The organism is Leucobacter luti, assembly GCF_050310065.1.
GTDB lineage: Bacteria > Actinomycetota > Actinomycetes > Actinomycetales > Microbacteriaceae > Leucobacter > Leucobacter luti_B.
In genome coordinates this window covers 3083062-3105007 of the sequence record NZ_CP190007.1, presented here as the reverse complement: position 1 = coordinate 3105007, position 21946 = coordinate 3083062, and the positions used below count along the sequence as shown (strand labels likewise).

20 protein-coding genes are annotated in these 21946 nt (G+C 69.7%); 18 read left to right on the top strand and 2 right to left on the bottom strand.

Annotation, left to right across the window (positions count from 1 at the left end):
- The first annotated feature begins 19 nt into the window (after positions 1–19).
- From ACOPJ3_RS14095 to ACOPJ3_RS14080, 4 genes are all read left to right on the top strand, one after another.
- Positions 20–511: an ArsR/SmtB family transcription factor gene (locus ACOPJ3_RS14095; RefSeq protein WP_427869795.1), complete on the top strand. Its 492-nt coding sequence runs from the start codon at positions 20–22 to the stop codon at positions 509–511.
- A gap of 104 nt (positions 512–615) precedes the next feature.
- Entirely contained in the window at positions 616–714 is a 99-nt protein-coding gene (locus tag ACOPJ3_RS14090) for a 30S ribosomal protein bS22 (protein ID WP_005504750.1), read from the top strand.
- A 109-nt stretch (positions 715–823) separates the two neighbouring features.
- The gene (locus ACOPJ3_RS14085; protein ID WP_427869794.1) at positions 824–1123 is read left to right on the top strand and encodes a glutaredoxin family protein; all 300 of its coding nucleotides are present in this window, start codon (positions 824–826) and stop codon (positions 1121–1123) included.
- Between the two features lie 40 nt (positions 1124–1163).
- A complete protein-coding gene (locus ACOPJ3_RS14080) occupies positions 1164–1466 on the top strand; it encodes a Dabb family protein (protein ID WP_427869793.1) in 303 nt (100 codons plus the stop codon).
- A gap of 137 nt (positions 1467–1603) precedes the next feature.
- On the opposite strand, the gene ACOPJ3_RS14075 is transcribed toward ACOPJ3_RS14080, so the two are convergent.
- Together ACOPJ3_RS14075 and ACOPJ3_RS14070 are read right to left on the bottom strand one after the other, a co-directional pair.
- Positions 1604–2914, bottom strand: coding sequence for a flavin-containing monooxygenase (locus ACOPJ3_RS14075; RefSeq protein WP_427869792.1), 1311 nt, complete (start codon positions 2912–2914; stop codon positions 1604–1606).
- Between the two features lie 190 nt (positions 2915–3104).
- A complete protein-coding gene (locus ACOPJ3_RS14070) occupies positions 3105–4040 on the bottom strand; it encodes a LysR family transcriptional regulator (protein ID WP_427869791.1) in 936 nt (311 codons plus the stop codon).
- A gap of 157 nt (positions 4041–4197) precedes the next feature.
- Between ACOPJ3_RS14070 and ACOPJ3_RS14065 the strand changes: the two genes are divergently transcribed.
- From ACOPJ3_RS14065 to ACOPJ3_RS14000, 14 genes are all read left to right on the top strand, one after another.
- Positions 4198–4629: a RidA family protein gene (locus ACOPJ3_RS14065; RefSeq protein WP_427869790.1), complete on the top strand. Its 432-nt coding sequence runs from the start codon at positions 4198–4200 to the stop codon at positions 4627–4629.
- Positions 4626–5303 carry a DUF1028 domain-containing protein gene (locus tag ACOPJ3_RS14060; RefSeq protein ID WP_427869789.1) on the top strand — a complete coding sequence of 226 codons (678 nt, stop codon included), beginning with the start codon at positions 4626–4628 and terminating at the stop codon, positions 5301–5303. Before ACOPJ3_RS14065 ends, ACOPJ3_RS14060 begins: the two co-directional genes overlap by 4 nt.
- Positions 5296–6459, top strand: coding sequence for a M20 family metallopeptidase (locus ACOPJ3_RS14055; protein ID WP_427869788.1), 1164 nt, complete (start codon positions 5296–5298; stop codon positions 6457–6459). The genes ACOPJ3_RS14060 and ACOPJ3_RS14055 overlap by 8 nt, the downstream gene beginning before the upstream one ends.
- Before the next feature lie 22 nt (positions 6460–6481).
- Positions 6482–7873, top strand: coding sequence for an MFS transporter (locus ACOPJ3_RS14050; protein WP_427869787.1), 1392 nt, complete (start codon positions 6482–6484; stop codon positions 7871–7873).
- 95 nt (positions 7874–7968) lie between these two features.
- The gene (locus ACOPJ3_RS14045; RefSeq protein ID WP_427869786.1) at positions 7969–9459 is read left to right on the top strand and encodes an aldehyde dehydrogenase family protein; all 1491 of its coding nucleotides are present in this window, start codon (positions 7969–7971) and stop codon (positions 9457–9459) included.
- Between the two features lie 138 nt (positions 9460–9597).
- On the top strand, positions 9598–11034 hold the full coding sequence (locus ACOPJ3_RS14040) for an aspartate aminotransferase family protein (RefSeq protein ID WP_427869785.1): 1437 nt from the start codon (positions 9598–9600) through the stop codon (positions 11032–11034).
- Positions 11035–11179: 145 nt separating this feature from the next.
- On the top strand, positions 11180–12637 hold the full coding sequence (locus ACOPJ3_RS14035; RefSeq protein WP_427869784.1) for a purine-cytosine permease family protein: 1458 nt from the start codon (positions 11180–11182) through the stop codon (positions 12635–12637).
- Positions 12638–12704: 67 nt separating this feature from the next.
- Positions 12705–14153: a purine-cytosine permease family protein gene (locus tag ACOPJ3_RS14030; protein ID WP_427869783.1), complete on the top strand. Its 1449-nt coding sequence runs from the start codon at positions 12705–12707 to the stop codon at positions 14151–14153.
- Positions 14150–15820: an amidohydrolase gene (locus ACOPJ3_RS14025; protein ID WP_427869782.1), complete on the top strand. Its 1671-nt coding sequence runs from the start codon at positions 14150–14152 to the stop codon at positions 15818–15820. Before ACOPJ3_RS14030 ends, ACOPJ3_RS14025 begins: the two co-directional genes overlap by 4 nt.
- A 663-nt stretch (positions 15821–16483) precedes the next feature.
- Positions 16484–18034 carry an APC family permease gene (locus ACOPJ3_RS14020; protein ID WP_427869781.1) on the top strand — a complete coding sequence of 517 codons (1551 nt, stop codon included), beginning with the start codon at positions 16484–16486 and terminating at the stop codon, positions 18032–18034.
- A gap of 110 nt (positions 18035–18144) precedes the next feature.
- A complete protein-coding gene (locus tag ACOPJ3_RS14015) occupies positions 18145–18747 on the top strand; it encodes a TetR/AcrR family transcriptional regulator (RefSeq protein ID WP_427869780.1) in 603 nt (200 codons plus the stop codon).
- A gap of 168 nt (positions 18748–18915) precedes the next feature.
- Complete coding sequence (locus ACOPJ3_RS14010; protein WP_427869779.1) at positions 18916–20133, top strand: cytochrome P450; 1218 nt, start codon at positions 18916–18918, stop codon at positions 20131–20133.
- Between the two features lie 56 nt (positions 20134–20189).
- Positions 20190–20390, top strand: coding sequence for a ferredoxin (locus tag ACOPJ3_RS14005; protein ID WP_427869778.1), 201 nt, complete (start codon positions 20190–20192; stop codon positions 20388–20390).
- Positions 20387–21583: an NAD(P)/FAD-dependent oxidoreductase gene (locus ACOPJ3_RS14000; protein WP_427869777.1), complete on the top strand. Its 1197-nt coding sequence runs from the start codon at positions 20387–20389 to the stop codon at positions 21581–21583. The genes ACOPJ3_RS14005 and ACOPJ3_RS14000 overlap by 4 nt, the downstream gene beginning before the upstream one ends.
- The last annotated feature ends 363 nt before the right edge of the window (positions 21584–21946 follow it).

Sequence of the window (21946 nt, the reverse complement as noted above, 5' to 3'; positions counted from 1 at the left end):
AGCCCACTACCCTGGGGGCATGCCAGATATCTTCGGGGTTATCGCTGATGGGACCAGGCGCGACATTCTGCGCGTCCTGCTCGAGCGGCACCAGCAGGGTGCGGAGGCGAGTGTCTCGGAGATCGTCGCACAGTTGGAGATCAGCCAGCCGACCGTCTCGAAGCACCTGAAGGTGCTTCGCGAGGCCGAGCTCGTCACGGTCCGCGAGGAGGGGCAGCACCGCTTCTACTCGCTCGATCCCGAGCCGCTCGAGATCGTCGAGGACTTCGTGATCCCCTTCCTCTCCGTCGGCTTCGACACCGAGGTCACGGTCGAGTACCTCGCCGAGAACGGCGAGCGGGTCGACGGCCCGGGCGCCGACGACGCCTTCGCCGAGTACGGCGAGTTCGGCGACGACGGCGAGGTGCTGCCCGAGGAGGCGACGGCCGCTGCGGAGCGCATGGGCCGATCCGTGGCCCGCGCGGAGCACCGCGTGAAGGAGCTCGTCGCGCGCTTCAAGCTGCGAGGTTAGGCCGAATCTGCGTCTCGGTTCGCGCATCGGCGCGCCGGGGAGTAGAATAAGTGTTTTGTGGGCCGCTGTACTCCGGGGCCCGTTTGAGACGTGAAGAGGTGACCGTGGGTTCAGTTATTAAGAAGCGCCGTAAGCGCATGTCCAAGAAGAAGCACCGTAAGCTGCTTCGAAAGACGCGTCACCAGCGTCGCAACAAGAAGTAGTCGTCGCAGCCGGATCCCGGCGCGATCGATGCTGGCGTCGGGCCTTGGCCCGGCGCCTTTCTTGTCCCACCGGGACATATTCCGCAGGAGTCACACGAAGGGGGCCGCCGTGCGCACCGTGCGCCTCACGCTTATCGGCAAGCCGGGCTGCCACCTCTGCGACGACGCGCGCGAGGTGATCGAGCGCGTCAGGGCGGAGCTCGCCGCGGAGGGACGCCCCACTGAGCTCGAGGAGCTCGACATCCTGCAGGATCCAGCGCTCGCGCGGGTCCACGCCGAGAGCATCCCCGTCGTGCAGATCGACGGCAGGCGCCACAGCATCTGGCGGGTGGATCCCGAGCGGCTGCGCGCCTCGATCGAGCGCGCGGCGAAGCGCCAGGGCCTGCTGCGCCGGCTCACGGGCGAGTAGCCCGGCAACACCCCAGACCGCGAGAACCCGAGGAGAAACCATGGCCCTGCGCCACATCGTCAGCTGGAAGATGAGCGGAGCGGATCGCGCGGCGCGCGACGCCCAGGCCGCCGAGATCATCGCGGCGCTCACGCCGCTCACGGAGCTCGTGCCGAGCCTGCGCGCGCTCTCCGTGCACCGGAACGAGCTCTTCGACGGCGACAACTACGACGTCACGCTCGTCGCCGACTTCGACGACGCTGACGGCCTCGCGGCTTACGCCGTGCACCCCGACCATGTCGCCGCGGGCGAGGTCGTCAAGCGGCACGCGGCGGCGCGGGTCGCGACCGACTTCACTGTGTAACTGGGCAGGGGGATCCGGATCCGGATCCGACCCCGCCGCCGCGCGCTCGTTCGCAACACAGCGCTCCCTCCGTCGAATCCCGTGGGAATCGACGGAGGGAGCGCTGTTTGCGGAGCGAGCGCAGCGCGCAGCGGCGCCTAGCTGGCCGCGACCGCCGGGCGCTCGCGCGGCACGAAGTTCGAGGGCGCGCCGTTGCCGTCGTACTCGAGGTAGCCGCGCTGGATCCCGATCTGGTCGGCGAGGAACTTAGCGTCGTGCCAGATGCCCCAGATGAAGGTCGAGCCGCGGCGCGACTGCCAGGGCAGGCCGAGGAAGTAGACGCCCGGCTCGACGGAGACGCCGCGCTGCTGCTTCGGGCGGCCCAGTTCGTCGAACGCGTCGACCTGCAGCCAGCCGTAGTCCGATCGGAAGCCGGTGGCCCACACGATCGAGGTGATGCCGGAGGCTGCGAGGTCGACCTCGCGGATCGGCTCGAGCGCGTCGGCGGGGAGCGGGCCGAGGTCGCGCGCCTCGGGCTCCTCGGGCAGGTCGAGGCCGTTGCGCTCGATGAACTCGTCGGCGGCGTCGAGCATCGAGAGGTAGTTCTCGTCGCCCAGGCGGATGTTGTCGGCGAGGTCGCCGTCGAATGTCAGCTTGCCGTCCGCGTAGCCGCTCGCGCGGCCGACGAGGCGGATCCCGCTCGCCGCGAGGTCGCGGAAGTCGACGGTGTGGCCGCCGTCCGCGCCGCTCACCGCGATCGTGACGTGCTCGGCGCCCTGGGGCGGCGCCGAGGCCTCCCACATGCCGAGGACGCCGAGCCACCAGACGAAGCTGCGGCCGCGGTAGCGCTGCGGCGGGCGGTCGTGCGGGCCGACGGCGAGGAAGACCTCACGGCCGGCCTTGCGGAGCTCGGCGGCGATCTGGACGCCGGAGGAACCCGCGCCGACGACGAGCACGCCGCCCTGGGGGAGCTGATCCGGGTTCTTGTAGGCGCTCGAGTGGAGCTGGAAGAGGCCTGCGTCGGCGGGCACGATGGGCGGGATCGCCGGCAGCTGGAATGCGCCGGTCGCGGCGACGACGTAGCGCGCCTCGATCGTGCCGGCCGAAGTTTCGGCGATGTAGCCCGCGCCGCCGTCGCGCTTGCGCACCGAGGTCACCTCGACGCCCTCGCGGACGGGCGCTCCGATGAGCTGGGCGTACTGTTCGAAGTACTCGACGACCTGGTCCTTCGTCGCGAAGGCGTCGGGCTCGACGTCCGCGAACTCGAGGCTCGGGAAGCGGTCGTGCCAGGCCGGGCCGTTGGCGACGAGCGAGTCCCAGCGCTCGTTGCGCCAGCGCTCCGCGATCTTGTGACGCTCAAGGACGATGTGCGGGATCCCGCGGGCGGTCAGGTGCTCGCTCATCGCGATTCCCGCCTGGCCGGCGCCGACGACGAGGACTTCGGTGACCTCGGCTGCTTGGCTCGACATAGTTTCTCCACTCGAGTTGACGTGTGTTCCCGGTGCTGCGAGTGGACGGATCCGCTGCGCCGCGGCAGACGCACGTCGGCGCGCGTCTCGGGGTGGTCCCCAGCAAACCGCAGATGGGCCCGGTTGCGCCAATATCGCTTCGCAAACTACATCATCAGTTTTACAGATTGAAGATGCGAAAGGTATCGGATTAATGCATCGAGTCGGCGATCGCCTGCTGCTCGGTGACGACCTCGCGCACGATCTCGGCGACGGCGCGTGCGCGCGCCGAGCGGGCCACCTGGGCGAGCGACGACGCGACGACGCGTAGGCCCCTCGCCCGGTCCGTGATCTCGAGCGCGGAGATGCTCGCCCCCGTGTAGGTCTGCGCGATCCGGGGCTGCTGATTGAGGATCGAGTAGCCGAGACCCGTGGCGACCATCGAGCGCACGGTCTCGTAGCTGCGCGAGCGGTGCTTCAGGCGCGGCGTGATGCCGGCCTGGCGCAGCAGCGAGAGGAAGTAGTCGTTGCTGTCGGGGAGGTCGAGCAGCACGAAGGGGTCGTCGGCGAGCTCGGCGAGAGCGACGCTGCCGCGATCCGCGAGCGGGTGGCTCGTCGGCACGATCACGTGCGGCCGGATCTCCCCGATGAGCTCCTGTGCGATGTCGTCGCCGCCCGCGAGGTCGTAGTGCACCGCGAGCTCGGCGCGCCCGCCGCGGAGCGCGGCGAGCGTCTCCTCGGTGTCGCCCTCGATGCACTCGACCGTGAGTTGCGGGTGGCGCTTCTCGAGCCGGCCGATCACCTCGGGCAGCAGGAACGGGGTGAGGGTGCTGAAGCACGCGATCGTGATCGAGCCCCGGATCTCCTCCTGGTCGGCGCGCACCGCGTCGATCGTGTCGTTCAGCTGCCCGAAGAGGCGCTGCGTGTCGCGCAGGAGGCCCTCGCCCGCAGGTGTCAGGATCAGGCCCTTCGAGTGCTGCCGGATGAAGAGCGCGGCCCCGAGCGAGCGCTCGAGGTGCGAAATCGCGGTCGACACGGCCGACTGCGCGACGTGCAGCTCCTGGCTTGCCGCCGTCATGTTGAGCGTCTTTGCGCACTCCGCGAAATAGCTCAGCTGTGTGAGCGTGATTGAGAATCGCTGCGCCATGGTTCTCCCGTCTGAGCTGGCCATCTTCGGTCGAGCTCGTGGCGATCTGTTCAATTGATCGAAGCCTTAGGTTTTGACTATTTTACAGATAGATCGGAAATCTGAACAATAGGTACGAAGCGCACATCCGCGCCCTGGCTCTCAACGAGGAGGAACCGTGACCGAGACGACGCACCTGCGGCTCAGGAAGTTCAACACGAAGGACACCTACCCGGAGCAGAACCTCGACAACGATCTCTGCCAGGCGGTCGTCGCGAACGGCGTCGTCTACCTCCGCGGCCAGATCGGCCAGGATCTCGACACGCGCGAGTCGGTCGGGATCGGCGACGTCGTCGCCCAGACCGAGAAGGCGATGGACAACATCGCGATGCTCCTCGAGGAGGCCGGCAGCAAGCTCGCCGACATCGTCAAGGTGACCGTCTACATCATCGACCCCCGCTACCGCGAGGACGTCTACCGCACGATGGGCAAGTACCTGAAGGGCGTCTTCCCCGTCTCGACGGGCATCGTCGTGCAGGCGCTCGCCCGCCCCGAGTGGCTCGTCGAGATCGACGCGACGGCCGTGATCAGCGAGACGAGCGCGTCATGACCTTCTCACTCATCCTCCGCGACCCCGAGACCGGCGAGTTCGGCTCGGCGATCTCCTCCTCCTCTCCCGCGGTCGCCGCGCGCTGCGTCAACCTCGCCGACGGCGTCGGCGGCGCGCACTCCCAGAACGTCACGGATCCCCGGCTCGGCCCCGCGCTCATCGAGCGCATGCGGGCGGGCGACTCCGCGCAGGAGGCGCTCGATGCCGTCGTGGCCGGTGCCGATCCTTCGACAATCGACTTCCGCCAGCTCCTCGTGCTCGACGCCGAGGGCCGCGCGGCCGTCTTCTCCGGCGGGCGCGCGCTCGGCAACTTCGGCGCCGCGACCCGCGAGAACGCGGTCGCTGGCGGCAACATGCTCGCGGGCCTCGAGGTGCTCGACGCGCTCGTCGACACGGCGCTCAGCGCGAGCGGCCGGATCGAGGAGCGCCTGCTCGCGGCGCTCCGGGCGGCCGTCGCGGCTGGCGGTGAGGAGGGCCCCGTGCACTCCGCGGGCCTCGCGGTCGTCGGCAACGCCGGCTGGCGCGTCACCGACCTCCGCGTCGACTGGCACGAGGACCCCATCGAGGAGCTCGGCCGTGTGCTCGACGAGTGGCTGCCGCAGCGAGACGACTACGTGAGCCGAGGGCTGGACCCCTCGGCGGCGCCGTCCTACGGGGTGCCGGGCGATGAGTAGCGAGGCGTTCGCCGCCGAGCTCAAGGGCCGGATCGCGGCCCGCCGTGAGCGGGCGGACGCCCAGCTCGTGGGGCTCTCGAACCAGCTGCACGACGATCCGGAGACGGGCTGGCAGGAGCACCGCTCCTCGGCGGCCGTCGCCGGCGTGCTCGCCGCGAACGGCTTCGCGATCGAGCAGCCGTATCTCGAACTCCCGACCGCTTTCCGGGCGGTTGCCGCCGCGCCAGACGCGCCGAGCTTCACGGTTGGCTTCCTCGCCGAGTATGACGCGCTGCCCGGCCTCGGGCACGCGTGCGGCCACAACCTCATCTCCGCGATGTCGGTCGGCGCGGCGATCGCGCTCTCCGAGGTCGCCGAGGAGCTCGGGATTCGGGTCGAGGTCATCGGCACGCCGGCCGAGGAGGGCGGCGGAGGCAAGATCGAGCTGCTCGAGCGCGGCGCGTTCCAGAACCTCGACTTCGCGCTCATGGCGCACCCCGCCCCCGTCGACGTGGCCGAGGCGCGGCCCTTCGCCGTGACCCACTGGCACGTCGCCTATGACGGCAGGGCCGCGCACGCCGCCGCCTATCCCGAGCGCGGGGTCAACGCGAACGACGCCTTCCTCGTCGCCCAGCTCGCGATCGCGCTCATGCGCCAGCAGCTGCCGGCCGGCGTCCGCGTCCACGGCGTGCAGACGCGCGGTGGCGAGGCGCCGAACGCGATCCCCGAGCGCACCGAGGGCCGCTGGTACGTCCGCGCCGAGACGACCGAGCAGCTCATCGCGCTCGAGCAGCGCGTGATCAAGTGCTTCGAGGCCGGCGCGCTCGCGACGGGTGCGACCCTCACGATCACCCCCGAGAGCAAGCGGTACGCGGAGATGCGCACCGACGAGGACGCGCTCGAGTTCTACCGCGCGAACGCGCTCGCCCTCGGCCGCGACTTCGACGTCGATCCGGTCGCCGCGACGATGAACCGGGCGTCCACCGACATGGGCAACGTGTCGCAGCTCGTGCACGCGATCCACCCCTACATCGGGGTGGGAGGCGACGCGAGCAACCATCAGCCGGCGTTCGCGGAGGCCTGCGTCGGCCCCGTCGCCGAGCAGACCCTGCGCGACGGTGCGACCGCCCTCGCGTGGACGGCCCTCGATGTCGCCCTCGCGCGCGTCGGCAACTGACGAAGACCCCGAAGGAGCGGTCATGACGACACCCACCACCCCCGAGATCGCGGATCTCGTCGATCGGAAGAGCCTGCGCAAGAGCGTGGTCGCCGGATCCATCGGCGTGCTCGTGCACTGGTTCGACTGGGCGGTCTACGCCTACCTCGCGAGCACGCTCGCGGTGGTCTTCTTCCCCGAGGAGAGCGCGACCGCCGGCCTGCTCGCGACCTTCGCGGTGTTCGCGGTCTCCTTCTTCGTGCGCCCCCTCGGCGCGATCATCTTCGGCCGCCTCGGCGACCGCCTCGGCCGCAAGCAGACCCTCTCGATCGTCATCCTCTCGATGGCGCTCGCGACGCTCGTGCTCGGCGTGCTCCCGGGCTACGACACGATCGGCATGCTCGCCCCGATCCTGCTCATCGTCACCCGCATCGTGCAGGGGCTCGCCGCGGGCGGCGAGTTCGGCAGCGCCGCGGCCTTCCTCGGCGAGTTCTCGCCGGCGAAGAAGCGCGGCTTCGGCGTGAGCTGGCTCGAGTTCGGCAGCCTCCTCGGCTTCCTGCTCGCCTCGTTCGTCGTCTTCCTGCTCAACCAGGTGTACTCTCACGAGGAGATCGTGGCGTGGGCGTGGCGCATCCCGTTCCTCATCACGGTGCCGCTCGGCTTCATCGGTCTCTACATCCGCCGCAAGATCGAGGACACCCCCGAGTTCCAGCAGCTGCAGGAACTCGAGACCGTCTCGCACGCCCCCGTCAAGGAGGTCTTCCAGCGCAACTGGAAGGAGTTCATCCAGACGAGCGGCATGGAGATCTTCATGAACGTGACGTTCTACGTCGTGCTCGTGTACCTCCTCACCTATCAGGAGGTATACATCGGCTTCGACGCGGGCCGCGCCGCGCTCCTGTCGACCCTCGCCTCGGCGCTCGGCCTCATCGTCGTTCCGTTCGCAGGCATCGCGTCCGACAAGATCGGCCGCAAGCCCGTGCTCATGGCCGCGGCGATCGCGCTCACCGTGCTCTCGGTCCCGCTCTTCTGGCTCATGTCGATCGGTGAGGACTGGGCGGTCTTCACCTCGACGCTCGGCCTCGCGCTCATCCTCGCGATCGTGCTCGGCACGCACGCGGTCACGGTCGTCGAGCTCTTCCCCACCCGAACGCGCCAGACGGGTCTCTCGATCGCCTACGCCGTGACGGCCGCGCTCTTCGCTGGCACGGCGCCGTACGTGCTGACCTGGCTCCTCGACACGACGGGCAACATGCTCGTCCCCGGCTTCTTCCTCCTCGTTGTCGGCCTCGTCGGGATCGCGACCGTCGTCTCGATCCCCGAGACGCGCGGGATCTCCCTGATCAAGCCGCAGGATCTGGAGACCGCCACGGTCACGATCCCCGACGCGCTGCTCGAGCAGGCCGACGGCCCCGCTGGCCCCGCGCCTCGCTGAACGGGCATCCACGCCCGCAGCATCCCCAGCGCACGCGCGCCCGAGACGCCGAGCGCCCCCTCACACACGCAACACGCAACACGAAAGAGACAGACATGACCCGCAGCCATGCTGAGTGGAAGGCCGCCGCAGCGAACCTCGAGTTCGACGGCCGGCCCGTCATCGACGGAGCGCGCATCGACGCGAGCTCCGGCCGCACGATCGAGAAGCGCAACCCCGCGACCGGCGAGGTAATCTCGCAGATCCACGAGTGCGTCGAGGCCGACGTCGACGCGGCGGTCGCCGCGGCCCGCCGCGCCTTCGAGTCCGGATCCTGGTCCCGCGCAGGGGCCGGCTTCCGCCGCGAGCGCCTGCTCGAGTTCGCCCGCCTCATCGAGGCGCGCGCCGACGAGTTCGCCCTCTACGACTCGCTCGACATGGGCAAGCCCGTGCGCGAGTCCGCCACGATCGACGCGCCGGGCTCCGCGGCGCTCTACCGCTTCTACGGCGAGGCCGTCGAGAAGCAGGAGGACCTGATCCCGGTCACGCCCCCCGGATCGACGGCGCTCGTCACCCGCGAGGCGCTCGGCGTGGTCGCCGTCATCGTCGCCTGGAACTACCCGCTCGAGATCGCGACGTGGAAGCTCGCTCCCGCGCTCGCCGCGGGAAACACGGTCGTAGTGAAGCCGCCGGTCGAGGCGTCGCACTCGACCCTGCTTCTCGCCGAGCTCGCACTCGAGGCGGGGATCCCGGCCGGTGTGATCAACGTCGTGCCCGGCCGCGGCTCGGTCGTCGGCAAGGCGCTCGCCCTGCACGAGGACGTCGACATGCTCGCCTTCACCGGCTCGACGGAGGTCGCGAAACAGCTGCAGCAGTACGCGGGCCAGTCCAACATGAAGCGCCTCGCGCTCGAGGCGGGCGGCAAGAGCTCGAACCTCGTGTTCGCGGACTGCGACGACCTGAAGGCCGCCGCGGAGAAGGCGGCCTTCGGCAGCTTCTACAATCAGGGCGAGGTGTGCTCCGCGAACTCGCGGATCTTCGTCGAGCGCTCCGTCTACGAGGAGTTCCTCGCGCTCTACGCCGAGGCCGCGAAGGCCTACGCGCCCGGCGATCCCCTCGACCCCGCGAGCGGCATCGGATCGCTCGTCTCGGAGTCGCACGCCGACACCGTGTGGGCGACGATCGAGAACGCCCGCCGCGACGGCACCATCTTCGCGGGCGGCACGCGTCCCGAGATCAATGGCTCCCGCGCCTTTATCGAGCCGACGATCGTCACTGACGTGCCGGCGGATCACGAGGTGCACACGCGTGAGATCTTCGGCCCGGTCGCGGTCGTGACCCCGTTCGACACCGAGGAGGAGGCGATCGAGCGCGCGAACGAGACGCCGTTCGGCCTCGCGGCCTCGCTCTGGACGGGCAGCCTCTCGCGCGCCTACCGCGTCTCGCAGCGACTCGTCGCCGGCACGGTGTCGGTCAACACCGTCGACGCGCTCGGCTTCACGACGCCCTTCGGTGGCTTCAAGCAGTCAGGCTTCGGGCGGGACCTCTCGGTGCACGCGCTCGAGAACTACACCGACTACAAGACCACCTGGATGCAGTGGGGGTAATCCCCCTGATCCTGCATCGCTTTGAGTGATGCAGGCCCCAAGAAAAGACTATTTTACCGATTGAGTCGGCGGTGACACGATGGGGATGCGAGACGGCACCCCGTCCGGTCAGAGTCGACTGAGAGGACACAACGAATCATGACTGTGCAGCAGGAAACGGTGGAGATCGACGAGACCCTGGCGGGCGCCCCGAGCGGCCTTGCCGAGATCGCGAAGCGCCACCTGGTGATGAACTTTACGCCGGCATCGAAGTACCGCGAGGACGACCTCCCGGTGTTCGTGCGCGGCGAGCACTGCTCGGTGTTCGACGAGAGCGGGCGCCGCTTCTTCGACGGCCTGGCCGGCCTGTTCTGCGTGCAGCTCGGCTACACGCACGGCGCCGAGGTGGGCGACACGGTGCGCGAGCAGATGGCCGCGCTGCCCTACCAGACGACCTGGTCGGTCGCGCACCCGCCGGCCGCGCTGCTCGCGCAGAAGATCGCGGAGCTCGCCCCCGGCGACCTGAACCGCGTGTTCTTCGCCTCGGGCGGCGGCGAGTCGAACGAGGCCGCGATCAAGCTGGCTCGCCAGTACCACATCACGCGCGGCGACCACGCCCGCTACAAGTTCATCGCCCGCCGGGTCGCGTACCACGGCACGAGCTTCGGAGCGATGTCGCTGAACGGCATGACGGACGTCCGCAAGATGTTCGAGCCCCTGATGAACGGGGTGCGCCACACGCACAACACGAAGCGCTACCGCCGCCCCGAGGGTGAGACCGCCGAGCAGACGACCGCGTTCCTGCTGGGCGAGCTCGAGTCGCTCATCGTGCAGGAGGGCGCCGACACGATCGCGGCGATCATCATGGAACCGCTGCAGAACGCGGGCGGCAGCCTGACCCCGCCGACCCCCGAGTACTTCACGGGGGTGCGCGAGCTCTGCGACAAGTACGGGATCCTCATGATCGCCGACGAGGTCATCACCGGCTACGGTCGCCTCGGCTCCTGGTTCGGCTCGACCCACTACGGCTTCCAGCCCGACATGATCACCTTCGCGAAGGGCATCGCCTCGGCGTACATGCCCCTCGGCGGCGTGATCGCGTCCGACCGGATCATCGAGACCGTGCTGGACGGCCCGCTCGGGATGTTCAACCACGCCCTCACCTACGGCGGCCACCCGGTCGCGTGCGCCGCGGCGCTGAAGAACCTCGAGATCATGGAGCGCGAGGGAGTCGTCGAGAACGTCGCGGCCCTCAGCCCCTACCTCGGTGAGAAGCTCGGCGAGGTCGCGGCAAAGCACCAGAACATCGTGGGCGACCTGCGCGGCGACGGCTTCCACCGCTCGTTCGAGCTCGTCACGAACCACGACACGAAGACGTGGGAGGCCGAGCCGCTGAGCGCGGGCGACTTCGTCGGCGCGCACCTGAACCCGGCGCTCGGCGAGGTAGGCCTCCTGTGCCGCGTCGCGATCGACGCCGAGGGCAACCCGCTCGTGCAGGTCTCCCCGCCGCTCGTCATGACGCGCGAGGACATCGACGAGCTCGCCTCGCTCCTGGACGAGGCGTTCAGCAAGGCCGTCGCGAGCGCCGGCCTGTAGTACACACAGCAGCACGCTGAGGGACGGGCGGATCTCCGCCCGCTCCCTCAGCCCCGCCGTGCCGTTTTCCGGCCCGGCACACCTCACTTCCGCGCTCCCGAGGTGAGCGCGAGCACGGCACGGCAACGGCGCCACAAGGAGAGACATGTCGAACGAACCGCCCGTCGTCACGAAGACCTTCGTGCGCTTCGAACAGCAGCACATCCTCCCGATCCCCGAGTCCGAGCGCACCGGCACGAACTGGTCGCTCTTCGCGATCTGGGTCGGCCTCAACATGATGCCCCTCACGGTCGTGACGGGCGCGGTCGCGAGCGGCGCCTACGGCCTGCCGATCGGCTGGAGCATCGCCGCGATCCTGCTCGGCAACGTGATCGGCGCCTTCGGCTCCGCGCTCCATGCCTCGCAGGGCCCGCATCTCGGGATCCCGCAGATGCTGCAGGCGAGAGCGCAGTTCGGCTACCTCGGCGGCGGGCTCTTCGCGCTCATCGCCTTCATCATGTTCATGGGCTTCTTCGCGAGTATCCTCATCGTCGCGAAGGACGCGCTGCTCGCCGTGTTCCCCGAGATGAACGGCTCCGTCGTGATCCTCGTCTTCGCGGTGATCGGGATCGTGCTCTGCGTCTTCGGCTACGACCTGCTCCGCAAGACGATGGTCTATCTCTCCATCATCATCGCCGCGGCCGTCACGCTCTCGATGGTCCTGTTCTGGACGAAGCCCGAGGTCACGGCGGCGCGCGCAGACGCGGCCTTCAGCTTCGAGGGCTTCTTCGCGATGCTTGCGATCGGCATCGTGTGGCAGCTCGCCTACGCGCCGTACGTCTCCGACTACAGCCGCTACCTGCCGAAGAATACCGGCCCGAAGACCGCATTCTGGAGCACCTACCTCGGCCTCGTCGTGAGCTCCGTCTTCGTCATGACGCTCGGCGTGCTGCTCGGCGCGGCGAACCCCGAGAACCCGCTCGCCGCGCTCGGCGACTACCTCGGCCCCATCGGCCTCGTCGTGCTCATCGTCTTCGCCGTGAGCTCGGCACTCATCAACGGCGTCGAGCTCTACTCGGCGGTCATGAACGCGCTCACCGCGCTGCAGTCGAGCTTCCGCGGCGTCGTCGTCACGTCGATGACGCGCGTCTGGACGACGATCGTGTGCGGTGCGATCGCGACGCTCATCGCCCTGCTCGGCCAGGGCGACTTCATGACGATGTTCGAGAGCTTCCTCACGCTCCTCCTGTATGTGCTGATCCCGTGGTCCGCGATCAACCTCGCCGACTACTTCATCGTGCAAAAGGGCGAGTACGTCATCGAGGACCTGTTCGCGCGCAACGGCGGCCGCTACGGCCGCTGGAACGGGGTCGGCCTCGCGAGCTACGCGATCGGGCTCGCGGCGCAGGTGCCGTTCATGATCACCCCGCTCTACACGGGCCCCATGGCGGGTCCGCTCCAGGGCATCGACATCGCGTGGCTCGTCGGCTTCGCCGTGACGGTGGCCGTCTACCTGCTCCTCGTGCGGGCGGCGCGTCGGCGCACGCCCATCGCGCAGGAGCGGGACCTCCGGGCGGAGCGGGATCTCGATCCCGATCCGGATCCGGAGCCGGTGGGCGCCTAGGCGCGCCCGCACCCTCACCCTCACCCCAACAAATGAATACCGCACCAGGCACGAAGGAGTGCACACCATGAGCGAAGACTTCCCGAAGCTCACCACGTCGACGACGAAGATCATCACCTTCGAGCGCCGTCACATCCACCCGATCCCGGACGACGAGCGGCACGGCACCACGAGCGGCCTGTTCTTCGTCTGGCTCGGGATCAACATGCTGCCGCTCACGGTCGTGACGGGCGCCCTCGCGACGACGCTCTTCGGGCTGTCGATCGGGTGGAGCATCGCGGCGATCCTGATCGGCAACATCGTCGGGGGCGTCGGGGCCGCGCTCCACGCCTCGCAGGGTCCGCAGCTCGGCGTGCCGCAGATGCTGCAGGCCCGCGGCCAGTTCGGCTACTACGGCGGCAGCCTCCTCGCGCTCATCGCGCTCATCATGTTCCTCGGCTTCTTCGCCTCGAACCTCGTCGTCGCGTCGCAGAGCTTCATGGCCGTGTTCCAGAGCGATGCGGTCAATCTCGGGATCGTGGTGTGTGCGGGCGTCGCCCTCGTCGTCGCGATCTTCGGCTACGACCTCGTGCGGAAGGCGATGGCCGCGGTCTCCGTGCTGCTCGGCCTCCTCTTCGTCGCCTCGCTCATCATCGTCGCGGGCAACCCGGCGACCTTCGAGGTGACCCGCGAGCTCGGCTACAACGCGGCCGGCTTCTTCGGCATGCTCGCCGTCGGCGTCACCTGGCAGCTCGCCTACGCGCCGTACGTCTCCGACTACTCGCGCTACATGCCGCGCAAGAGCGGCGCGCGCAAGGCGTTCTGGGCGACCTACTCGGGCCTCGTCACGGGCACCGTGATCGTCATGGTGCTCGGCTCCCTCGTCGGCCTCACGACCGAGGACGGCAACGCGATCGGCGCCCTCGGCCGCCTGCTCGGCGGCTTCGGGCCGGTCGTGCTCTTCGCGTTCGGGATCGCCTCGGCCGTGATCAACTCGGCGAACATCTACTCGGGGGTCATGTCCTCGCTCACGGTGCTCGAGTCGATCTCCGCGAAGATCAAGATCGACACGTTCAAGCGCATCGCGATGACGATCGCCTACGCCGTGCTCGCGATGGCAGCCGCCCTCATCGGCCGCGAGAACTTCCTCGTCGTGTTCAGCGACTTCATCACGATCCTGCTCTACGTGCTGATCCCGTGGTCGGCCATCAACCTGATCGACTACTTCGCGCTCCGCAAGGGCCACTACCGCGTCGACGACATGTTCCGGCGCGACGGCGGCGTCTACGGGCGCTGGGACACGATCGGCCTCGTGAGCTACCTCATCGGCCTCATCGCGCAGATCCCGTTTATGGTCACGAACATGTACACGGGCCCGCTCGCCGAGTCGCTCGGGTTCGTCGATGTGGCCTGGATCTTCGGCTTCGTCGTGCCCGGCGTCGTCTACTTCTTCTGGAAGCGCTCCTTCGAGCGGCGCGGGGGTGTTGCGGCTGGCCCGTCCACCGATTCCGCGCCCGCCACCGAGGTGTCGGCATGACCGCGGATCAGGCCCCCGACCTCGTCATCACGGGCGCCCAGCTGTGGCTGCCCGAGCCGAGCGCGGCGACGGCCGTCGCGATCCGGGGCGGCGAGATCATTGCCGTCGGGAGCGACGAGGAGGTGCTCGCGCTGCTTGAGGGTAGTTCCGACTGTCGGCGGATCGACGCCGCCGGCGCGGCCGTGCTGCCCGGCTTCCATGACGCGCACATTCACGCGCAGGCCGGCGGCCTCGGGCTGCTCGGCTGCGACCTCGACAGCGTCCACTCGCTCCCCGACTACGAGCGGGTGATCCGGGACTATGCGGCGTCGCACGACGCCGAGTGGATCGTGGGCGCCGGCTGGTTCGGCGACGTGTTTCCCGGCGGCTTCCCCACGCGGCAGCAACTCGACGCGCTCGTGCCCGACCGCCCCGCCGTGTTCACGAGCCACGACGCGCACGGCGTGTGGGTCAACTCCGCGGCGCTCGAGCGCGCGGGCATCGACGCCTCGACCCCGGACCCGCCGGCCGGCCGGATCGTGCGGGGCGACGACGGCGAGGCCACCGGCATGCTCCTCGAGACCGCGGGCGAGCTCGTCACGAGACTGATCCCGCCGCACGCGCCCTCCGACCTCAGGCGGGCGCTCCTCGCCGCGCAGGAACGCCTGTTCTCGCTCGGGATCACGGCGTGGCACGACGCGATCCTCGGCCAGTACCTCACGCTCCCGGACAGCCTGCCCGCCTACCTCGAGACGCTCGGCGACGGCTCGCTGCGCGCCCGCGTGACGGGCTCGATGTGGTGGCCGCCCGGCGCCGGCGTCGCGCGGATCGACGAGGTGCTCGAGCGCATCGAGCTCGCGCGCGAGCGCGGCTTCGACGTCCGAAGCGTCAAGATCATGCAGGACGGGATCTGCGAAAACTGCACGGCCGCGCTGCTGGCGCCGTACACGGACGTGCATCCCGCGACGCGCGGGGACTCCGTGATCCCGCCCGCCGAGCTCAACGAGATCGTGGCGGCGCTCGACGCCCGAGGCCTGAGCGTGCACTTCCACGGCGTCGGCGACCGTGCGGTGCGCGAGTGCCTCGACGCGGTCGAGGTCGCGCGCTCGCGGAACGGGGGAGCTGGTGCTCCTGCCGGTGCCGGGCGGACGCACCAGATCGCGCACCTCGACGTCGTCGACCCCGCCGACTTGCCGCGCTTCGCCGCCCTGGACGTGATCGCGAACTTGCAGCCGCTGTGGGCGCGCGCCGACCAGGAGATCATGGAACGAAAGCTGCCGCTCATCGGGGAATCCCGCGCGCGCTGGCAGTTCCCCTTCGGCTCGCTCGACGTGGCGGGGGCGCGCCTCGCGATGGGCAGCGACTGGCCCGTGTCGAGCCCCGACCCGCTGTGGGGCCTCCACACGGCGTGCACGCGCACGGCGCCCGCCGCCGACGCGCACGCGCTCAACGCCGACTCGCGGGTGCCGATGGTGCCCGACGAGGTGCTCGGCGTCGAGGCGGCTCTGCGCGCCTACACCCAGGGCTCGGCGGAGGCCTCGGGCATCGCGGACCGCGTCGGGCGCATCGCGCCAGGCATGCTCGCCGACCTCGTGGTGCTCACGGGCCCCGTGGGGGAGCCCGCGGGCTTTGACCGCGTGCGCGTGGCCCGCACGATCCTGGGCGGTGAGTCGGTCTACGAGGCGTAGGGCGGCGGCGCTCGTTCCCAAGCTTTGGCGCTGGTTCGTGCGAACGACTGCAGATCTCGGAGCGAGCGCCGCGCGGCGGCGCCGATCCTGAACGGCGCTCATCTCACACCTCTGCGCTCGTTCCGCTTTCTGCGCTCGTTCCTAAGCTTTGGTGCGGGTTCGTGCGAGCGACGGCAGATTTGAGAGCGAGCGCCGCGCCGCGGCGCCGTTTCTGCCCCGGCGCCGCGTCGCGGCGCCGATCCCGGGCGGTGCTCATCTCCCACCTCTGCGCTCGTTCCGAGTTCTGCGCTCGTTCCTAAGCCTTGCCGCTGATTGTTGCGAGCGACGGCAGATTTGAGAGCGAGCGCCGCACGGCGGCGCCGTTTCTGCCCCGGCGCCGCGTCGCGGCGCCGATCCCGAGCGGTGCTCACCTCCCACCTCTGCGCTCGTTCCGAGTTCTGCGCTCGTTCCTAAGCTTTGCCGCTGCTTCGTGCGAGCGACGGCAGATCTCGGAGCGAGCGCAGCCGCCGCCCAGCGGCGCCCAAGGAAAACCCCAGCCCGTAAGGATTTCGTTCGGAATTTCCGATACAGCGCATCGTCAAACACTGTTCGCTTTCACCGCACCCGCGAGGGAACATTGCGGCGGGCCACTGGTCCGCTTTCAATGACGAAGGGAACAGTTCAATGACTTCCGCAGCTCCGGAGACCGCTCCGACGCGCATGGCGCTCGAGGAATCCAAGCATCTCAAGAAGACGCTTGGGCGTTTCGACATCATGTTCCTGGTCGTCGCGGCCGTGCTCTCGATCGACCTGCTCGGCCAGGTCGCGGGGTTCGGCGGCGAGACCTTCACCTGGACGCTCGTGCTGACCGTCTTCTTCATGTTCCCGTACGCGCTCATCTTCGCCGAGACCGGCGGGGCCTTCACGGAGGAGGGCGGCGTCTACACCTGGGTGCGCACGGCGTATGGCCGCTTCAGCGCCGCGATCACGGCGATGCTGACCTGGGTCACGCAGCCCGTGTGGGTGGGTGGCACCTGCGCCTTCATCGCGGTTGAGACCTGGTCGGCGTACGTTTCGCCGATCGATCACGGCTCGTTCACCGACTACGGCTTCAAGCTCGTCTTCATCTGGATCACGGTCATGAGCGCCATCGTCAGCCTGAAGCACGGCAAGTGGCTGCCGACGCTCGGCGCGATCGTGAAGATCGCTTTCCTCGCGTTCTTCATCATCGTGACCGCGATCTACGGGATCCAGAACGGCTTCCAGGGCCTCACCGCCTCGTACTTCGCGCCGTCCCTCACGGGCTTCCTCGCGCTCGTCCCGCTGCTCCTGTTCTCGTTCCTCGGCTTCGAGTCGGGCAATAGCGCCGCTGGTGAGATGAAGAATCCGGGCCGCGACGTGCCGATCTCGGTGGCGCGCTCGGCCGGCATCGCGGCCGCGGGCTACCTGCTCCCGATCCTCGCGATCCTGCTCGTCGTCCCGGTCGAGGACATCAGCGGCATCGGCGGCCTGTTCGAGGCGATCTCGACGGTGTTCTCGATCTTCGGCGCGGGATCCGGGATCATGCTCACGATCTCCGCGGTGATCTTCGTGTTCATCCTCGTCTCGCAGGGCGGCGCGTGGATGATCATCTCCGACCGCATGCAGGCGATGGCCGCGGCCGACGGCGCGTTCTTCGGCGGCTACTTCGGCCGGATCCACCCCGGGCTCGGCACGCCCGTGCGCGTCAACACGATGTCGGGCGTCGTCGCGAGCCTTTTCATGCTCGCGGCCATGTGGTTCGTCGAGGGCGAGGCCGCCGCGCTCTTCCAGGTCGTGCTCACGATCTGCATCTCGACCTTCCTCATGAGCTACCTCTTCGCGATTCCTGCCGCGATCAGCCTGCGCAAGAAATTCCCCGGCGTGCACCGACCGTTCAAGGTGCCGGGAGGCGACACCCTGTGGAAGGCGCTCGGCGTCATCTGCTTCGCGTGGATCGCGCTCGGCACGTGGGTCGCGGTGTTCCCGGGCACGCTCGAGGCGCTCCTCGGCGTCGAGTACCCCTTCGCCGAGATCTGGGGCGTCGAGCAGGGCACCTTCTCGGTGTTCACCCTCACGACCCTCGGAATCATCGTCGTGATCGGGATCCTGGGCTATGTGTTCGGGCGCAAGCTGCGGGAGCCGGCGCCCGGCGACGGGCCGACGTCGACGCCGCTCGTCGCCTCGTCCGCCGAGGAGGTTCCCGCCGACGCCTAGACCGGGCAACGGTCGCCCTGCGATCCGCGTCCGTCTGGCCGTTCTCCCTCGGGAAGCGGCCGGCGGGCGCGGATCGCCGCGTTTCCGCCGCACCGGTAGTGTGTTGACTCATGGAGAACAGCGCCGCCACCCGCAAGATCGTCGAGGCCTCGTGGCAGGCCGTCGCCAAGGCCGGCGTGCGGAAGTTCCGGGTGAGCGACGTCGCCGCCGCGGCCGGCGTCTCCGTCGGCCTCGTCTACTACCACTTCGAGAGCCGAAACGGACTGCTCAAGGCGACGATGGAGTTCGCGAACGAGATCACGCCGGGCGCGGGGGCAGGCGCGGGCGCGGTCGGATCCGGATCCGGATCCGGATCCGGGACCGGATTCGAGCGCCTCGAGGCCCTGCTCCTCGCCGACTTCGACGGCACCGAGCGCGCGCACGACAACGCGGTCGTGTGGCACGAGCTCGTGGGGGTCGCCGTGTTCGAGGAGGAGATCCGCGACCAGGTCGGCGTCACGCTCGCGAAGTGGCGGGACGCCGTCGCGGACGCCGTGTCGGAGGGGCAGCGCGACGGCTCGATCCGGGCCGGGATCGACGCGGCGCGGGCGGCCCGCTCGGTGACCGCGCTCGCCGACGGCCTGCTCTCCGGCATCGTGGTCGGCTCGAGCTCCTGGGATGAGGCGCGCGACGCCCTGCGAGCCGCCCTCGAGCGCCTGCTGCGCGCGGAGTAGCGCCGCCGCGGCCCCGGCCCTGATCGGGCAAAATTCCTCGCTCCCAGGCTTGACTGAATATTCAGTCAGTCATAGGATCAAGCGCAGACCCCGGCGACGGGATCGGGATCCGGGTTCCGGATCCGCGCCGGGGTCCACCACCGACAGCGTTGTCAGGAAGGACCCGACGTGACCATCGAAGCAACCATCGAAGCAGGATCGGCGCCAAGCGCCCTCGACATCGTGGCCGACGTTCCGCTCGCGGAGCTCGAGCGCGACCCCTACCCGTTCTACGAGCGGATGCGCCGCGAGCACCCCGTGGTGTTCGTGCCCGAGACGGGGCGCGTCCTGATCCTGACCTGGGATCTCTGCCGCGAGGCCGGCGTCAACGACGAGGTCTTCGGGCCGACGCAGGACATCCACGAGTTCGTCTACGGCCGCGGCAACATCATGATGCTCTCGGGCGACGAGCACCGCACGATCCGCACGGCCGCGAACTCGCCGCTGCGGCCCAAGCAGACGAAGACCTACGTCGATCGCATGCGCGAGACGGTGCGCGAGTACCTCGCCGGGATTCGGGATCGCGGCCGCGCCGACGCGGCGCGCGAGATCTTCGAGCCCATGTGCCAGCGCGTCGTGGGCGACATCGCGGGCTACGGAGACGTGCCGGACGAGACGCTCAGCCGCTGGCTGCGCGCGCTCGCGGATCGCCTCGTCGACTACGGCCGCGACCCCGAGGTGGATCGCCGCAGCCGCGAGGTCAAGGCCGAGATCACGGCCTACCTCGAGAAGCGGCTCCCCGAGCTCGCGGCCGAGGAGAGCTACACCGTGCTCGGGCATCTCGTGCGCACGGCGGTGCCCGAGGGCGCCGACGCCGTCGCGATCCTGCAGCCCACCGCCGAGGTCCTGATCGTGGGAGGGTTCCAGGAGCCGGCGCACCTCGCGTCGAGCACGCTGCTCGGGCTCCTCACCCATCCTGCGGCGTGGGAACGCTTCGCCGCCGAGCCGTCGGCGTGGGCGCGCGAGGCCCTCGAGGAGGGCCTGCGCTGGCTGCCGCCGTTCGGCATGACCGAGAAGCTCACGACCGCCGACGTCGAGCTGGGCGGGGTCAGGATCCCCGCCGGCACCGAAATCGCGATGGTGATCGGCTCCGCGAACCGGGATCCCGAGCGCTTCGCGAACCCCGACGTGTTCGAGCTCGAGCGCGAGGACCGCGACAACGTCTCCTTCGGCTTCGGCACGCACTTCTGCATCGGCCACAACGTGGCCAGGGCGCTCGGCGAGGTGATCCTCGTCGAAACGATGCGCGCGCTTCCCGGGCTGCGCCTGGATCCCGACGCCGAGGTCGTGGTGCACGGCTGGCAGGCGCGCGGACCGGTGCAGCTGCCCGTCGTGTGGGACGCCTGATCCCGCCGCCATTTCACGGCACAACAACTTCACCAACACAGCGAGAGGATTCAATGATGAAGATTCAGATCGACCGCAGCCGCTGCACCGGCATCGGCATGTGCGAGGCGCTCAGCCCCGACTACTTCGAGGTCGACGACGACGGCGTACTGCAGCTCATCGCCGGCCCGGACGTGCCCGAATCGGCCGCGGACGAGGTGCGCGCCGCCGTCAAGGCCTGCCCGAAGGTGGCGCTCAGCCTGGAGGATGCGTCGTGAGCGGGCTCGTCGTCGTCGGCGCCTCGCTCGCGGGCATCCGGGCCGCCGAGGAGGCGCGCGCCTCCGGGTGGGAAGGCCCGATCACGCTCGTGGGGGACGAGCCGCACGCGCCCTACGACCGGCCGTCGCTCTCGAAGGAGTTCCTGGCGGAGGGTCTGGATCCGGAGCCGCAGCCGCTCGCCGCCCCCGAGTGGTACGCCGAGCGCGGCGTCGAGCTCGCGCTCGGGGAGCGCGCGACCGCGCTCGACCCGGCGCGCGGCGTGCTCACGACCACGGCCGGTGAGCGGGAGTTTTCGCGCGCCGTGATCGCAACGGGCTCCGCGCCCGTGCGGCTGCCCGGCACCGAGGGGCTCGCGGGCGTCGTGAGCCTCCGCACCCAGGAGGACGCCGCTGAGGTGCGCCGCGCGCTCGACGCGCGGGCAAAGATCGCCGTGATCGGCGGCGGCTTCATCGGGGCCGAGGTCGCCTCGGCCGCACGCAAGCGCGGCCTCTCGCCCACGATCATCGAGGGCGCGCCCGTGCCGCTCGTGCGCGCCGTCGGCGAGGAAATGGGCGGCGTGCTCGCACAGCTCCACGCCCAGCACGGCACGGACCTCCGGTGCGGGATCGGGGTCTCGGGGTTCATCGGCGACGAGCGCGTCGAGGCGGTCACGCTCGCCGACGGCAGTCTCGTCGAGGCCGACCTCGTGGTCGTGGGGATCGGCACGAGGCCGACCACGGGCTGGCTCGAGGGCAGCGGGCTCGAGCTCGAGAACGGCCTCGTGTGCGACTCGTCGCTCCGCTCCTCCGCGCCGAACGTGTGGGCGGCCGGCGACATCGCGAACTGGCACAACCCCCTGTTCGGGCGGCAGATGCGGATCGAACACTTCACCGCGGCCGCCGAGCAGGGCGCGCGGGCGGGCCGCAACGCGGCGCTCGAGCACGACCCGCTGCCCTACGCGACCGTGCCCTACTTCTGGTCGGACTGGTACGGGCACCGGATCCAGTTCGCGGGCGTCGCGACGCCCGAGTTCGAGGTCGTCTCCGGCGGACTCGACGAGGCCCACTTCGTGGTGCTCTACCGCGACGGCGACCGCCTCGCGGGGGTGCTCACCCTGAACGGGCAGCGCCACGTCATGAAGTACCGCAAGCGCATCGCCGACGGCGGGCTCTTCGCCGACGCGCTCGCCTTCGCCGCCGCGCGCGTGGGGTAGGTGGGGCTGGGGGCCGCGGGCGCCGGGCGCTGGCGCTTGGCGCGGCTGGCGCCTGCGCTCGCTCCGCGTTCTGCGCTCGTTCCGTTGATTCGGGGCGTTTCGGTGTGAACGACTGCAGTTTTGGGAGCGAGCGCAGGGCGCCGGCGCGCCGGCAGCAGCGCGGCGAGGCGTCAGCCCTGACCCGCGGCGCGCAGCAGCGCGGCCGCGCAAAGGTGAGGTCGCTCGCTCCGCCACTCTGCGCTCGCTCCGCGTTCTGCGCTCGTTCCGTTGATTCGGGGCGTTTCGGTGTGAACGACTGCAGTTTTGGGAGCGAGCGCAGGGCGCCGGCGCCCCGAACCCCGGGCGCACCGAAGCGCGGGCGCC

Coding starts and splice junctions, on each gene's coding strand:
- ACOPJ3_RS14050 (WP_427869787.1), top strand. CDS start 6,482: ATGACGACACCCACCACCCCCGAGATCGCGGATCTCGTCGATCGGAAG.
- ACOPJ3_RS14015 (WP_427869780.1), top strand. CDS start 18,145: ATGGAGAACAGCGCCGCCACCCGCAAGATCGTCGAGGCCTCGTGGCAG.
- ACOPJ3_RS14055 (WP_427869788.1), top strand. CDS start 5,296: ATGAGTAGCGAGGCGTTCGCCGCCGAGCTCAAGGGCCGGATCGCGGCC.
- ACOPJ3_RS14030 (WP_427869783.1), top strand. CDS start 12,705: ATGAGCGAAGACTTCCCGAAGCTCACCACGTCGACGACGAAGATCATC.
- ACOPJ3_RS14020 (WP_427869781.1), top strand. CDS start 16,484: ATGACTTCCGCAGCTCCGGAGACCGCTCCGACGCGCATGGCGCTCGAG.
- ACOPJ3_RS14045 (WP_427869786.1), top strand. CDS start 7,969: ATGACCCGCAGCCATGCTGAGTGGAAGGCCGCCGCAGCGAACCTCGAG.
- ACOPJ3_RS14060 (WP_427869789.1), top strand. CDS start 4,626: ATGACCTTCTCACTCATCCTCCGCGACCCCGAGACCGGCGAGTTCGGC.
- ACOPJ3_RS14035 (WP_427869784.1), top strand. CDS start 11,180: ATGTCGAACGAACCGCCCGTCGTCACGAAGACCTTCGTGCGCTTCGAA.
- ACOPJ3_RS14070 (WP_427869791.1), bottom strand. CDS start 4,040: ATGGCGCAGCGATTCTCAATCACGCTCACACAGCTGAGCTATTTCGCG.
- ACOPJ3_RS14005 (WP_427869778.1), top strand. CDS start 20,190: ATGAAGATTCAGATCGACCGCAGCCGCTGCACCGGCATCGGCATGTGC.
- ACOPJ3_RS14025 (WP_427869782.1), top strand. CDS start 14,150: ATGACCGCGGATCAGGCCCCCGACCTCGTCATCACGGGCGCCCAGCTG.
- ACOPJ3_RS14095 (WP_427869795.1), top strand. CDS start 20: ATGCCAGATATCTTCGGGGTTATCGCTGATGGGACCAGGCGCGACATT.
- ACOPJ3_RS14075 (WP_427869792.1), bottom strand. CDS start 2,914: ATGTCGAGCCAAGCAGCCGAGGTCACCGAAGTCCTCGTCGTCGGCGCC.
- ACOPJ3_RS14040 (WP_427869785.1), top strand. CDS start 9,598: ATGACTGTGCAGCAGGAAACGGTGGAGATCGACGAGACCCTGGCGGGC.
- ACOPJ3_RS14080 (WP_427869793.1), top strand. CDS start 1,164: ATGGCCCTGCGCCACATCGTCAGCTGGAAGATGAGCGGAGCGGATCGC.